General features: G+C 43.7%; 10 protein-coding genes, 1 other RNA gene and 1 pseudogene. 3 read left to right on the forward strand and 9 right to left on the reverse strand.

Translation table 11 applies throughout. The features are described 5' to 3' along the window. Positions 1-35: 35 nt before the first annotated feature. On the reverse strand, positions 36-743 hold the full coding sequence (locus F6K64_RS24085; RefSeq protein ID WP_287266513.1) for a Crp/Fnr family transcriptional regulator: 708 nt from the start codon (positions 741-743) through the stop codon (positions 36-38). Positions 744-1,134: 391 nt separating this feature from the next. Here F6K64_RS24085 and F6K64_RS24090 point away from each other — a divergent pair, with 391 nt between their 5' ends. Continuing rightward, a complete protein-coding gene (locus tag F6K64_RS24090) occupies positions 1,135-2,382 on the forward strand; it encodes a DUF445 domain-containing protein (protein ID WP_131827231.1) in 1,248 nt (415 codons plus the stop codon). Between the two features lie 1,077 nt (positions 2,383-3,459). Then, complete coding sequence (locus F6K64_RS24095; RefSeq protein ID WP_044492349.1) at positions 3,460-4,110, forward strand: sugar transferase; 651 nt, start codon at positions 3,460-3,462, stop codon at positions 4,108-4,110. A 440-nt stretch (positions 4,111-4,550) separates the two neighbouring features. Here F6K64_RS24095 and ssrA read toward each other — a convergent pair. The 5 genes and pseudogenes from ssrA to F6K64_RS24120 all read right to left on the reverse strand — a co-directional run bounded on the left by ssrA (position 4,551) and on the right by F6K64_RS24120 (position 8,658). Further along, positions 4,551-4,942: a transfer-messenger RNA gene (gene ssrA / locus F6K64_RS24100) on the reverse strand. A 160-nt stretch (positions 4,943-5,102) separates the two neighbouring features. Continuing rightward, entirely contained in the window at positions 5,103-6,266 is a 1,164-nt protein-coding gene (locus tag F6K64_RS24105; RefSeq protein WP_008180246.1) for a nucleotidyltransferase family protein, read from the reverse strand. Positions 6,267-6,536: 270 nt separating this feature from the next. Next, positions 6,537-7,406, reverse strand: coding sequence for a segregation/condensation protein A (locus F6K64_RS24110; protein WP_008180248.1), 870 nt, complete (start codon positions 7,404-7,406; stop codon positions 6,537-6,539). A 418-nt stretch (positions 7,407-7,824) separates the two neighbouring features. Beyond that, positions 7,825-8,211: pseudogene (gene tnpA, locus F6K64_RS24115) on the reverse strand (IS200/IS605 family transposase). An 87-nt stretch (positions 8,212-8,298) separates the two neighbouring features. Further along, complete coding sequence (locus F6K64_RS24120) at positions 8,299-8,658, reverse strand: LapA family protein (protein WP_044492350.1); 360 nt, start codon at positions 8,656-8,658, stop codon at positions 8,299-8,301. A 324-nt stretch (positions 8,659-8,982) separates the two neighbouring features. Here F6K64_RS24120 and pdxH point away from each other — a divergent pair, with 324 nt between their 5' ends. Next, positions 8,983-9,627 (forward strand): pyridoxamine 5'-phosphate oxidase, encoded by a 645-nt coding sequence (gene pdxH, locus F6K64_RS24125; RefSeq protein ID WP_044493265.1) that lies wholly within the window; start codon positions 8,983-8,985, stop codon positions 9,625-9,627. A gap of 261 nt (positions 9,628-9,888) precedes the next feature. Here the strand turns inward: pdxH and F6K64_RS24130 are convergent, their stop codons facing one another. The 3 genes from F6K64_RS24130 to F6K64_RS24140 all read right to left on the reverse strand — a co-directional run bounded on the left by F6K64_RS24130 (position 9,889) and on the right by F6K64_RS24140 (position 14,199). Beyond that, on the reverse strand, positions 9,889-11,961 hold the full coding sequence (locus tag F6K64_RS24130) for a DICT sensory domain-containing protein (RefSeq protein WP_008184531.1): 2,073 nt from the start codon (positions 11,959-11,961) through the stop codon (positions 9,889-9,891). Positions 11,962-12,481: 520 nt separating this feature from the next. After that, positions 12,482-13,261, reverse strand: a complete 780-nt coding sequence (locus F6K64_RS24135; protein ID WP_287251568.1) for a photosystem II electron transport protein, Sll1252 family — start codon at positions 13,259-13,261, stop codon at positions 12,482-12,484. Between the two features lie 422 nt (positions 13,262-13,683). Continuing rightward, positions 13,684-14,199, reverse strand: coding sequence for a hypothetical protein (locus F6K64_RS24140; protein WP_008184537.1), 516 nt, complete (start codon positions 14,197-14,199; stop codon positions 13,684-13,686). Between the last annotated feature and the right edge of the window lie 115 nt (positions 14,200-14,314).

Below are 14,314 nucleotides of genomic sequence, written 5' to 3' on the forward strand. Positions count from 1 at the left end.
TTTCTCCTCATTTGCAGATACCTTATATATCAAGACTAGATAATCATCTTTTCGAGAGCAGGCAGATCACAGATAAAAAGGGTATCGTGATCCCGCATGATCAAGCCTTTCTTCTCCAGCTTTGTCAGGACTCGTGTGACCGTCTCCCGCGCCAATCCACTGAGGCTACTTATCTCTCGATGAGGTAAGTTAGGAATCTCAGTTCCTCTTTGTTTCAATTTGCCTTGTCCTTCAGCTAGAAACAACAAGGTGTCTGCCACTCGTGAGGTACTATCTGACTCCCGCAAGCGTAGGCGTCGGTTAACCTGACGCAGACGCTTTGCCATCAACTGAGCTAAGTGGACACCAGCCAAAGGTTCCGTATGAATTAACTGGGTAAAATCCTGAGCGGGTATACTACCAATGGTTGTAGGGGTTAAGGTAATCACATCTGTTGAACGAGGTACTTCTTCTAAGGCTGCCATTTCACCAAAGATTTCTCCTTTCCCAAGAATATTGAGGGTCACCTCCTTCCCATCCAGGTTATAGGTGCGAATCTTTGCCCAACCATCTAAGATGAAATAGACAGACCCCCCCCAGTCATTCTCAAGTAAAATCACTCGATTTGCAGGATGGCTACGGCTAACCATATTAATAATGGCTTTTTTGACACTAGAATCTGGTAAGCCAGCAAAAAAAGGAGTGCTAGCCATCGAATCATGAACATTAGAGTTAACTTCAGATGAATTGTATCGGTCTTCCATGGGATCATGAGCGCTTCGTAAACACCTTGAATAGATAGATGATCCGCTGTCAAATCAAGTGAGTCAGGGAGTTTGCCTGTGTCAACTAAAAGAAGCCAATGAAACAGATCTGCTTAACCTCACCACCTTTGGTAGACCAACGAAAATGACTGATGTGAGTGAAATTGCCTTGACAAACAAAGATTCTACTGGAGCTAAACTACTTGCAGTGAGCTGAGGTAGGCTCATTCTGGTAGAGGGCTTGGCAATAATCACATCGGGTAAGTACAGTTATTATGCTCCATGATGAACAATTTGTAATAGTTTGGTGACTCTGGCAATTTAACATTAGACACAGGGGGTTGACTCTCACTCCTGTATGACTCAATTTGTTCTCGTCAAGGGTTTCAAAGTGACTGCTCAAACCGACATTCAATCTCTGATTGCTGATATTGACCACATCCTCCATAAGCCTGACTTTCCTCTACCATGGTTCAAGTCTGGTGACCTAGCGGCTGCACACCAGGTTTTGCGGAAAGTTCGTAGCTACCTAGTTTCCCAACAGCAAAAACTAGGGGTAGAATCGGACAATACAAGTACTACAGTAACCCCATCTCAGACGGGAGTACCCACATCTGTTCAGGAGGAAGTGCAGCAAATCCTGCAAGCGGTTAATCAAGAAATGAACCATCTACGTACCGATTTGACGAAACCATGGCAGGTAGAGTTGGAGGCTCTACAGCAACAGCGGGAGTCTCTGGTACGAGAAATTCAGCGTTTGGAGAGTACCAAGCAGCAGCTGGATTACTATACCAAACAACAAACTGCAAATGTGCAGATTGCTTCAGAGTTCTCACAAGGGCTAATCAACCGCCTTGTCGAAAGCTTGACGCAAAAGCTATCTCAAATTTTAGCGAATTGGGAAGCTCACTTAAAACAGAATCCCACTAGTGATGACTCAATCAACCGATTGCCTTCAAATCAGGACGAGATTGTTGCTGTAGTCCAAAGACAAAAGGTGATTGAGCAACTACAGCAGCTTCAAAAACAATCTGATCAACTCATACAGAATATAGATGTTAACCAGCGGTTGATTTTTGAGACCCTACACAGAGATCTTCAAGGTTACCAGGAGTCTTTATCTCAGGAACTTGAAAAAATGCACAGCTTAGGCATGCAGGGAGAAATGTTTTTTGCTGCCTTTGTGAATCGTCTAGCTCAGCAGTTAGGACGAGAATCTTCAAGCCTATGGTCTTCCTCACAACAACCACCGGATGTACAGGTTCAACTTGAGGATAAGGATAGCTTTCAATTACATCCGGAAACCTTATTGCACAAAAACTCTCTGACTATGACTGAGGTGGTGTCTGACCGTTCGCGTAGCGTGGCCAAAGGCCAATCAGATTTGACTCAGGAACCAGCAATGGATTGGTCAACAGGAGAGTTGCCTCAATCCTGGGGCATAGGATTGTCTGAAGAAAAGACACCATTGCGATCGCGTAGCGTGGCCTACGGCCAATCGCACTTAGCCGATGCTACGCCAGAGTCCCAGAAGACATCTCGGACCAATGACTCCGTTGACCATTCAGAAGTCATTGCTACTATTAATGCCTTGACAGATTTGTGTGAACAGATGGGTGTGAATTACCTCAAGGGGTGACAAGTAGCTTTAACGTTTGAGAGGGTGTGGGGTTTTTGGGGTATGGAGTGGGGCGGGGGCACGGGATGGATCGGAATATTCAAAAGCTTTGAGCAAAATAGTGGCTTTTGACGATGCAAGTTTCTTTCATTACAGAACAGATGTGTTCGCGCAGCGGGGCGTCAGCCCTTCGCAATCCGTGGGACGCTCTTAAGAGACTCGGATGAAGCGCTTCTGTTCTGTTTTCGGTAAATTCTTGAAAATTACTGCCAAGCTGGCAACATGGCTAAGCTATAGCCGTGTTTACTTATCTGTGATCTTAAATCCGCTTTTATAGCCCCCTTTTAGCCCAGTCGAGAGGGAAGTTGCGGCTAGATAAGCTTGCGTTTACCTGCCTTTGACCCAAGGCTTCGCCCCGTGACTTAATTATAAAGGAGGTTTTTAACTTGGATTTGGGATCAGAAGTAGTCTTGAGGGATGTATACCTAGCATTTTAACATCATTTTAACATCAATTGCATTATTTTAACTTCTAATCATTTCGAGTCATTTTTTGATTAGTAATAGTTAACTATTATTACCAAAATTCAGACTGGAAGTCAATTAATTCAACCCCAATTCACAATCCCTTCACGAATTCGCCGATACAATGTGAAAGTTCAGTGAAATGATACAAAATATACTACTCCTTTTTTGACAAACCAAAATACTATGAGCAGAGGCTTCGATTAAAAATTATTAATAAGGCGGTCAATAAAAATGACTAGGTCATCTACCTATATATCAGTTACTTTTATAAAAAAATATCTACTTTAGCGGGAACTTTTAAAGTTTTCAGCGGTCTGGTTAATAGACTATTTAGTTGACAACAAAGACTTTAGGGTTAGTGGGTGCCTACCAAATATTTTAAAAAATGGCAGGAGACTATTCCGTAAAGTTTGGGCAAAAACTACCTAAGCAAGTTAGCTCCCTTGAGCATAACTGTTCTATCAGCCTTGGTATTTCAAGCAATTATTTCGTCGTTTAATCAACTTTAGATAACTAATAAAAAGCCGTGATTATCTCCAAGTCTTCTGCTTATACCTCGGTTGATTCACCAATTTGGGATAACAGAATACCCAGTTGTTTATTTCAGCAAGAGGTTCATCATTCAGCTAACAATAATATCAAGCGATTAATTGATATTATTGGAGCTTTGGTTGGATTATTAATTACCGTGAGCATCGCAATTCCCATTGCGTTCGCTATGTCGATAGTCGATCCCGGTCCATTATTTTATAGTCAGATCCGTTGTGGTCTGAATGGCAAACCCTTCCAAATCAGGAAATTCCGCTCAATGATCGTGGGTGCAGACAAACTCAAGCACTTAGTAGAAAACCAAGCTAAAGGTCATATATTCAAAAATGAAAATGATCCCCGTATCAGTCGGATCGGAGGCTTTCTACGTCGTACCAGTCTTGATGAATTTCCCCAATTCTGGAATGTCTTGATCGGAGATATGAGCCTAGTCGGAACTCGTCCTCCTACCTTTGATGAAGTAATGGGCTACAAGCGCCATCACTATAAGCGTTTAAGAGTTAAACCTGGAATCACCGGTGAATGGCAAGCCAATGGTCGTTCAAAGGTGACTGACTTTGAAGATGTGGTTCTTATGGACTTGGATTACCAACGTAAGTGGTCTATCGGCTACGACCTGAAGCTGATTCTGAAAACTATCATGGTAATCTTTAATAGGCATGGTGCTTATTAAGATCACGTTATAAGCTCTTAACCCGATAGTACTAAATCCAGGTTGAACAGAATGCTTAAGCTAACCCTATCTACAATGTTTGATTGAGAATGTTTGATTGAGGTGGGGTTAGCTTAAGCTAATAAACACGCATCGATAACAGATTGATTAATTAGTGACAGGATAGTCACTCCTATTATTTTTATCAGTAAAATTAATCCTATTTTTCCAAGACTTACCGAACCTTTTTGAGAACTGCTATCAACAGATTAATCAATAGAGAAGTGGAAGTATTGATTGGTGATTACAGTTAACTATAATCACGGAATAACAACTTCCATGGTTCCTAAGACAATAAAAATTAACACTGATAAAATTAACGATGATTTTCTGGATTTATTCAGGGTATCAATTCAGGAAATCAATCTGAATTGGTGATATTTATGGTCATATTTATTTTTTAATGGAGCCTACGGGAATTGAACCCGTGTCCGCCCTGGTTATTTACTTATCGCTCATTCACAGGCTTAGCCCCTTTAACCCTCGGAGCGGGGATCATCCCTTATCCCGGATGACAGGATGCTTTGGTGAAGTCTTAGCTAGCAAACCGACCAAAGACAGCTTACTAGAGCATCCGTTGGGGTTAAGTCTATAGTCCTTAACGGAGTCAAACTACAGACGCTCGAACCTGTTTATAGGTGTTTAGGCAACAGCAGGTGCAGCCTTACGAGCAAAAGGAACGATGTTGTTCGCAGTTACAATTTTTTTGAGTCCGGTATTTGCGAGAGAAGACTCACTCTCGACCTGAATCACGGGTCAGCTTTCACCAACACGTCGAAACCATTAAGGCCCCTTGCAGTTATTTCCTTTTTCCATTATAGTCAATATTTCAAAGTAGCAACTACCAAATACGCGTGATCCTCTTGTGTGATCTTGAATTGGAAAATTTCTTTAACGCTGTTTAGCTGGGTAAATCCCCGCCTTCTATCAGGACGGGGATTTACGTGAACCTTTTAACTCTTGCTGCTCAGGATTTCCTCGATCGCTTGTCGTTCTGCTGGTTCAGTCACAGGCAAACTCTGGCGGGTATCAGTAATCAGCCAATCTAGAGCTGCCGCCTGAACATCAATAGCCGCACCAGTCTTATCAACACAATAGCGTCCAAACACTAACTTATCCACTAGACGTACTCCGGCTCCAAGGCGAGAATATTCAAAAATTACGCTATTCTCAACGGTTGCTCCGCTACAAATCCAGCAATTGGGACCAATCATAGTTGGTCCGATAATCTTTGCCCCATCTTCGATGTGGGTCATAGCACCAATGTAAACCGGACCTTTGATATCCACTTTGTCCCAATTTACGGCCACATTTAAACCAGTATAGATTCCGGGAGCGACTTCTTTGCCAGGAATCGGTACATTCTTGATTTCTCCGAGCAGGACACCTCGAACAGCTCGCCAGTAATCTGGCACTTTACCAATATCAACCCACTGGAAATCCATTGGCACCGCATAGAAAGGAGCCCCCATTTCCACAAGTTTGGGAAACAGTTCGCCCCCAATATCATATTCCTGACCAGAGGGGATATATTTAAATATTTCTGGCTCAAAAATGTAAATTCCTGTGTTGATATTGGTACTGCGGGCTTCCTCAACTGAGGGTTTTTCTTGGAAAGCTTTGATTCGACCAGTTTCATCTGTAACTACGACACCGTAGCTAGAAACCTGTTCTCGTGGTACAGGTTTTGCCACTAGGGTAGCAATTGCTCCCTTTTCTTTATGGAATTTAACTGCTGCTGTCAAGTCCAGGTCAATTAGGGCATCACCACAGAGCACCACAAATGTATCATCAAAGAAGGGATAAAAGTCCTGGATCTTGCGCATGCCACCAGCTGAGCCGAGGGCTTCCCCAACCAGTTGACCATCGACAATGCGACCTTCAAAGGAATAAGCAATTTCAACGCCAAAGCGTTGCCCATCTCGAAAATAGCTTTCAATTTCGTTAGCCAAGTGAGAGACGTTGACCACAACTTGGTCGAAGCCATGTTGTCGTAATAGTTCTAGTAAAAACTCCATTACTGGTTTTTGCAGGATGGGAATCAATGGCTTGGGAATAGTGTAAGTGATAGGGCGAACGCGAGTTCCCTTGCCAGCTGCCAGAATCATGGCTTTCATGTATCTTTTCTCCTTAAACTAAATCCATAGAGGTTGATGTGGGCAATTGAGTACGATTCTAACTAGTCCTTGAGCTCTCACCCACGATTAGCACAAGGGACTAAAGTCCCTAACTCGTTTTCATCCCCGCTACTATTACACAGGGGCAAACAAGCTGGAATTTTCTGTAACCTATGCTTTGAGTGATGCTTTGAGTGACTCCAGCTGAGAATTCCTGGTTTCCTGACAAGGCTAGTTGATGTTACAAGCCCCTGCTTTTAAGCGTGGGGTTCATGACTCCAATTTACGGATTTTTAGATCTTGGTAGAATTCCTCTTGGCATAACTCAACCTTAGACTGAGCAGATAACAATAGCAGTCCCCAGAAAACACTAACTCTGTCCCCTATTGGTGATTCAATAGGAGTGATTGCTGTTTCTGTGTCAGCTTTTGCCGACATCTTGGCTGTTCCCAGTTTGTCCTCCTGGTAAGAAGAACCAACGGAAGTTGATGCAACTGATGATGGGGATAACGTCCACCACTCTAACAACTGATTTAAATTCAGCCAATCTTTGTCTGCCGCTAGGTCATACCAGTAGCGGCATAGAAATTCCTCCAGCCGTGTGGCAATCTCGGTCAGGTTTTCATCGTGAGCTAGATGGGCAATACGAGCTGCCTGACTACGGGCACTAGAGCGAGTCCCTTTTTTAGGGGAAGGTAAGGGCTTTTCACCCAGTTGGACTGCCATCTCTTGCAACTGTTGAATTAGCTCTGGCAGGGTTACTGGGCGTCTTTTAGGGGGTCGGGCAGCAGAGCGACGGCGTATATGACGTTCTAGATGGCGAGGCAAACCTCTATCTCCCCTGCCATCAATTTCCTCGGACCCATCCAGTTCTTCGGATTCCTCCAACTCCTCGGGTTCTTCTAAACGTTCCAAGGTATCGGCTTTCAGTAGAACTAGCATGGATGCCCATAGAAAAGCTTGCCCAGACTGAGACAAGTCCGTGTCACGGTATCCAAGTTCTGGATCACTGTCTAATGCCAGTGTACTTAGATAGCGGTCAATGACATCAATTACCTGAACATCCCATGGGTCAATTTCTCCCCGCTGTGCCACATCAATGAGAATAGCGATCGCTTCGGTAGCAGGTGTTGTAGTCATCTATAGGATCAAGTCTATTGACTAATATATAGCCATGTCTTGTTCGATACTGTTGGTCAATTAACTGACGGCAGGACTTACACAAAACTAGGCACCAAACCCTATAAGCTATAACTAGTAGGGTGACCCTACAGGTAGAGTTACTGCGGAAGTTCTTTTTGGGGTCACATCAAGTCTGGTAGCATCGGTATTGTATAATTTGGAGGGAGGACAAATAGGACAACAAAAATAAATAAGCGTAAATTTTACCTCTTAAATTTTCACTCTTGTAGAGACATTGAATACCACCTCTGAAACAAACAGGATTGATCTGAATAGAAACCATAAATTGGCGATTTTTCCTGGTGCAATGGTAGCCTTTATATTCCTCTATCGGCAGTAAATTTCACTCCTCAAATAGAACAACTTACTGGCGCTTTTAGTCTTGTATGTACTTCTTAATAACTTCGATAGACCCACCGCCAGCGGGACAAACGCCCATAGCTTTTAGTCCAAAGCGTAGGCAGTCTAGAGCGAAGTTGCGGCAATTATTTTCTGAGATATTATAGAAGACATCCCTTTAATGTTTGACTGCTTTATAAACTCCAAACTTAGAGTTAAGTTCGATCCCAAGATGTAAATGGTCTGGCATTACTTCCATCGCTATAATTTCTTAGTCCATGTTTGGGCAAGCTTCTCTAGTTAACTCTTTGAGCGTGCTCTCAAGGTTGCCTGTCAGAACTTTTTGTCTGTACTTAGGGCAAACTACAACAGGGTACTTACAAGAGTAAACAACATTGTTGTTAGACTTATATTGCTCAGGCATTGAATCCTATAGCGTATAGGGGAGATTCAGTTCCTTCACATTTTACCAATCCCCAATGGTAATCCTAGAATTATGGTAATCCTAGAATTAGTCTAATAGTGGATTATCTCCCATTGGGTCAGATGCCGATAAGAGAAACTGTTTCTGTTCAATCTCAATTTTGTATTGTTGAATGTCGTCTTCTAATTGTCTAATCTGTTCATCCTTCGAGCGTATCTGCCCAACCATCTTACGAGTTCCTATAAAATTGATAAATCGCGTCCACAAGTTGAATAACCAGGCTATTACTGCTCCAAGCCACATGGCTAGAATCAGTGCAATCGCCAAGGGAGCCTTAACCTGGATACCATCAATAATCCTAATGGAAACAGATTGGGTATTTTCCAAGCCAAATAAGACTAGTGCCAGACATAGAGAGAAAATCAGCAAAAAATTAATCTGTCGCATCAGCTTAATCCAAAACCGTTGCAGTTGCTTACTACTTCTACAACAGATAACACGAAAAATCGGCTTTTTTAACTTGCCGATTACTGGAACGTGCACAGGTGTCCCAACGCCCACAGGTCAAGGACATCTACTTGGCACGGTCATCAACTGAACTTTTTATCTCTTCTCCCCCCGCTATTTTGGGGGGCTGGGGGGAGCTTGGATTAGCTCAGGTTATGACTGTGTGCAGTATAGCAGCAGTTGGATTTTCCTTCAAGCCTACACCTGCTTGGTAGGGAGGTATAAAAAATGCCACCAAAACTGGTCAATTATAAGGCAAGACACATGAATACTAGAATAGCTGATTTACGTAAGGAATACACATTGAAGGGTTTGAGTGAAATCGATGTCCACCCCAATCCTTTTGAGCAATTCAAAATTTGGTTTGACCAGGCAGTGGCTGCCCAATTGCCAGAACCGAATGCCATGACTATAGCGACAGCAACACCCGATGGTAAACCTTCTGCCCGGATGGTACTGCTGAAAGGCTACGATCAGCGGGGATTTGTCTTTTACACTAATTATGACAGTAACAAGGGGCAGCAGTTAATCGAGAATCCTTGGGCTGCCATCACGTTTTGGTGGGCTGAGTTAGAACGACAGGTACGGATTGAGGGGCGAGTGGAGAAGCTAACAGCCGCTGAGTCTGATGATTATTTTAACAGCCGCCCCAAGGGTTCTCAGCTGGGGGCTTGGGTGTCAGATCAAAGCCAAGTCATCCCTAGTCGTGAGGTGTTAGAGCAACGGCTACAGCAACTGAAGCAGGACTATGAAAATAAAGAGGTACTTCGTCCACTCCACTGGGGAGGGTTCCGGGTGATTCCATCAGAAATTGAGTTTTGGCAGGGACGTCCCAGTCGGCTCCACGATCGGTTGCTCTACAATCGTGGTGAAGATCGGGATTGGGTGATTAAACGATTGTCCCCTTAGTAAGCTGGTCTTCATTTGAATTTGATGGTTCTGACAGCAAGAGAGCAGAGAGCTCCGGAGCAGGGGAATAGGGTTTGACGTTTTTTTTCTAACTGAATAATCTCTAATTTAGAGGTATAACGGCTGATCAAGGATGAAAGATTAAGGTTCAAGTATTGGTAGTGCTAAAGATATGGTGATTTGCTTACGGTCTGGTCAAGGTAACAGGAGCTAAAATCACTACTTTTGTAGCACTCCCAAACTTTCGCTATCTCGAATCCCCTAACGTTTACGCCGAGCTTTTGAGTGCTTTGACTTTGGAGTTTGGATAATAGGAACAGTAAAGTAAAACTGAGAACCTTGGTCTTTGCCAGCTGAATTTGCCCAAATTTTTCCACCCCAGCCTTTGACAATTTGGCGACAAATTGCTAAACCTAGCCCTGTTCCCCCAGTAGTTCGCCGCAGAGCACCTTCTTCTTGATAGAAGCGGTCAAACACAGCTTCCAGCCGATTGGGTTCAATACCACGTCCAGAATCTTCGATAATAACTACTATCATGGAATTGTCCAGTGTTTGGATACTTATTTTTACTTCTCCTTGTGGGCTGGTAAATTTGCAGGCATTATCGAGAAGTCTAGCTAGAGTTTCAACTAGCCACTCTCCGTCGGCTTTGACTAATGGAAGGTTATCTGGAACTTGAGCCGATAAACTAGGTCGTTCATCTTCAGAACGGCGAGCGCAAACATTACTCAGGGCAAGGTCGATGCACTCTCTTAGGGACAGGGATTCTGGGTGCCATTCAACACGACCACTTTCTAAGCGGGAAAGAGTCAGGAAGTCCTGAATCAGTTTCCGCATTCGTTCAGCGTCAGCGAGGGCAGTATTGAGCATCACCTGACGCAATTCTAGGGACATATCTGGCTCACTAGCTAGACTCTCAAGACATACTTGAATTGTGGATAGGGGAGTCCGCAGTTCATGACCTGTAATCGCGACTAAATTGCTACGGGTGCGGTCAAGAGCTTCTAGCTGCTGATTCAAATCTTCTAGGTTGGCGTAGGCTTCGGCTTGAATTAGAGCTACACCGACTTGAGTTGCGATCGCATCCACTAAGGCTAACTCATCTTTTTCCCATTGATAAGGTTCGGAGCCACAATGATGTAGATCTAACATGCCCAATAACTGACCCTGATACAGCACCGGTACCTTCAGCCAAGAGCGAATGGCAAACTCTTGGACTAGATTGTGCAAGGTTTTTGATCCTGGATTACCAGTTTTATTTTTGGAATTAGTACCGTTAATCCGAGGATCTGTCTGGGTGTCTTCTACATAAATCGGTTCTCCACTCTGGACAACCTCTTGGAATAGACAATTGTCTTGCAATGGCCATATTTTTCCTAGTGTGGGCACTAATGGTTGATCCCCCTTACTAAGGGGCTTTAAAAACTCATGATTGATGATAGTAGTGGTATCTGTTCCTTTACAGCGATAAATCAGACACCGTGATGCTTCAAGGGCTTTACCCAACTCTTGCACAGCGACTTCAAGAATGGCATTGGGGTCAAGGGATCGCCTAATGGCATTGGAAATAGAGTTGATCAGAGATTCTTTCTTTCCCTGAGCAGCAATGGAGCGATAGGCTTTGAGCAATTTATACTGACCTGCCTGTAGGTAAGTCACCAAGCGCTGGACAAAAGGGTCAGAATTTTCGGAACTTTGAGCTTGGTCGAGAGGGGATAGATTACTGGTAGAGTTTCGGGTTAATTGAGCACTAACTACTAATGAATTCTCTAAATACTGATCTAAATACTGAGATTTAGCCTGTTCAATCTTAGCTGCCAGTTCAGGTCGGTAAATTTGAATGCGATTGAGTAATATCTCAGCTGCTTTTTGACTCACCCTCCGGTCAAATGTCCAGATGCCTTCAAAACGTCGGGATGAGTCCATTTCCCCATTGGTCACCTCTAGTATTGGTGTGGGTCGTTCTTGACAAATCAAACAGTTTGTGTAACTTTGCCCAATAACTACCAAATGCCATTCTTGAGAGAGGGTATCGTTGGGTTCAAATGCCACCGTTTCGTGATACTCTGAACTACTCTTAAATTCTGTTTCCGGTGCTGCTAGTACATAGACTTGGGGGGTCTGTTGAGCAATGCGTCGATATCGATGAGCTTCCTGACGGTAGAAACGCTCTCGCTGGAAGCTAGCAATGACCAACGGCTGCTCTGAGCCAGCTAATACCTGATCTTCCATGGCATGGGAAAGTGCGGTCAAAGAAGACTTGAAGTACACCTGTGACCGCAGTATAGGTATAGCTTGCAGTAAGCTTTGCAGCACGGAAGTGGTAATAATCATGTGACAGCTCCTACACTGAATCGAAAGATTCAGTGTAGGCTTCGCAACCAATCCGGCTATTGCTTAGGAGGCGTTGCGCTTTAAGAACGGACTGCCCTACCGCTCTGTTTTTTTGACTTTTTTTTAATAATGTTCCACCGACAAACCAGCATTTATGGCCTTTGGCCACGCTACGCGAACGGCTTTGAAAGTCAGTATATAAAAAATAACACATCGCTTGGTCTTTCGTGAAATACTCTGTGCAAAATTCATCCCACACTCAAGCGCGTTCCCTTAGCGTGGCCAAAGGCCAAGCGTCGCAGATGTGGGGCTTCTTTTGCCGGAAGCTAAAACTTCACGGGAGCGTGGAAACCACACCTATGGGCGACGGGGGAGGAAAAACCAGCTGGGGTCTTTACTCCCAGTCAGGGTATGGGGTGTTGACAGCCTATAGACTTTTTATATGTACCTTTCTCAATTTATCTTATACAAAGGGGATTGAACACATTGAACACAGCGAATGTTGAAGCCCCAGCCTGTTTCAGATGTATCGCGTTAATTCAACTCGATATCGTTGTTTTTTAGTAATAGAGACATCCCCAACCTCCAAGCGTCCTTTACCACGAATGGCAATCAAATCTCCAGATTTGACTGTATAGCTAGATTGTTTGACCTCTTTCCAGTTAACCCGCACATCCCCAGTGGTAATGAAATCCACCATCTTGCTGCGGGACATACCAAACCCAGCCGATGCGATCGCATCTAGACGCATGGAAGCTTCTGTTGTTGTTCTGAGTTTCTTTTTCGGTTCCTTAACTTTGAGTTCACTCAAATCAATCCGTTGAGTTTTGACAGGTACCGAACGAACCTGATTTAAATTCAGCTCCAGAAACTCTACCAATTCTGGTACGACAATCACCTGAGCACCTCGCTCTCCCAAGACAATAATGTCCCCAATCTTCTCTCGCACCAATCCAGTTCCCAGAATTGCGCCCAAGAAATCCCGGTGAGTTGCCGTATCAAACAAAAAATTCCCAGCAATATCCAAACCGACCACCTCTACCTGAGATTGATCCAGAGGCAATTCCTCACGGGCAATCCCTAACCGTTGTCGTTCCGCTTGAGGATATCCCCCCCAAGCCAGTAATTGCACCTCTGTCAACCGTTGAAACTGCTGAGCAACCTCTACCAAAACTGGCGGTGATAGAAAATCAGTCAATACCACCTCCCAAGTCTTAATTGCTTGATCAGCTTGGTCAATCACACGAGCCACATCCTCTCGATTCTCTACACTTTTTAAAAGTTCTTCTCTAGGTAGCATTTCTAACAACTTGTTAAAGACGTTTGATTCCAAATTCTAAATAATTATTTCCTCAAATTGTAATTAGGATTTAGCGTAAGCTATCAGCTATCAGCGTGTCGCGTATCAGCTATCAGCTTATGTGCTACGCACACGCTACTTGAGGTGCTATCAGCTAATGCGCTAAGTCACAGGCTAGAAGCCTGTTCCACCCACGCTACACTGAACAGCTTTTGAATAAAATAAGCTGACGGCTGACCGCTGACAGCTGAATGCTTACGATTTAGCAATAGGTAATTAGTTTCCTATACCATCTATTACCCATTACTAAATATAAAAGTTATCTTTCTTAAATTTTATTGATTTTTATTTACATTTATGGTTAGTTACTTACCACTCTTTGCGCCTTTGGGATTTTTACCACAAAAATAATTGCGCAACCCTTAATTACTCTCCAGGAACTCATACCTTTGAATAGTCTCCGGCTGAAACTGACCCAGAATTTTAGTCCCTAGCTCCGTCAAACTCTCGGATCCCTGAACCACAATTAAGTATTTCCCCTGATTCAGACGGTTCCGATAAGGCAGTGCATCACCACTACCAACACTCAACCCAACCCCACCTCCAACGAAAACGCTACCCATTGCTGCTGCGATCGCACCAAATACCCCTCCCAGGAGATGGTTACCAATTTCACTAGAGAAGCCAAACAGTTTTATTTCAGTTAGCACATTGAACAGATAACCCGCCGCAAATCCAAAGGGAATCAACCAATATGCCATGCGTCGGGCTCCCTTGATTCCCTGTTGTTTGGGGTCAATGAATCCAAACTCATCAGCACTCTTATATCCTCTACCCAAGATACTTACTCGATCCATAGGTAACTCTTCTTTTTCCAAAGCAGTATAAGCTTCTTCTGCCTTAATGCGGTTGGGGAATACAGCAATCACATATTTCATCGCCAGTTGTGCTGATTATCTAGATATGAACTTGACTTGAACTCTTCCTTGAGCTCGTTTTGATCCCCCGCCTCAAGCACAGGGGTTTTCAACAGTGAGAGTTTTGAGAAATTTT

This window comes from Moorena sp. SIO3A2 (assembly GCF_010672265.1).
Lineage (GTDB): Bacteria > Cyanobacteriota > Cyanobacteriia > Cyanobacteriales > Coleofasciculaceae > Moorena > Moorena producens.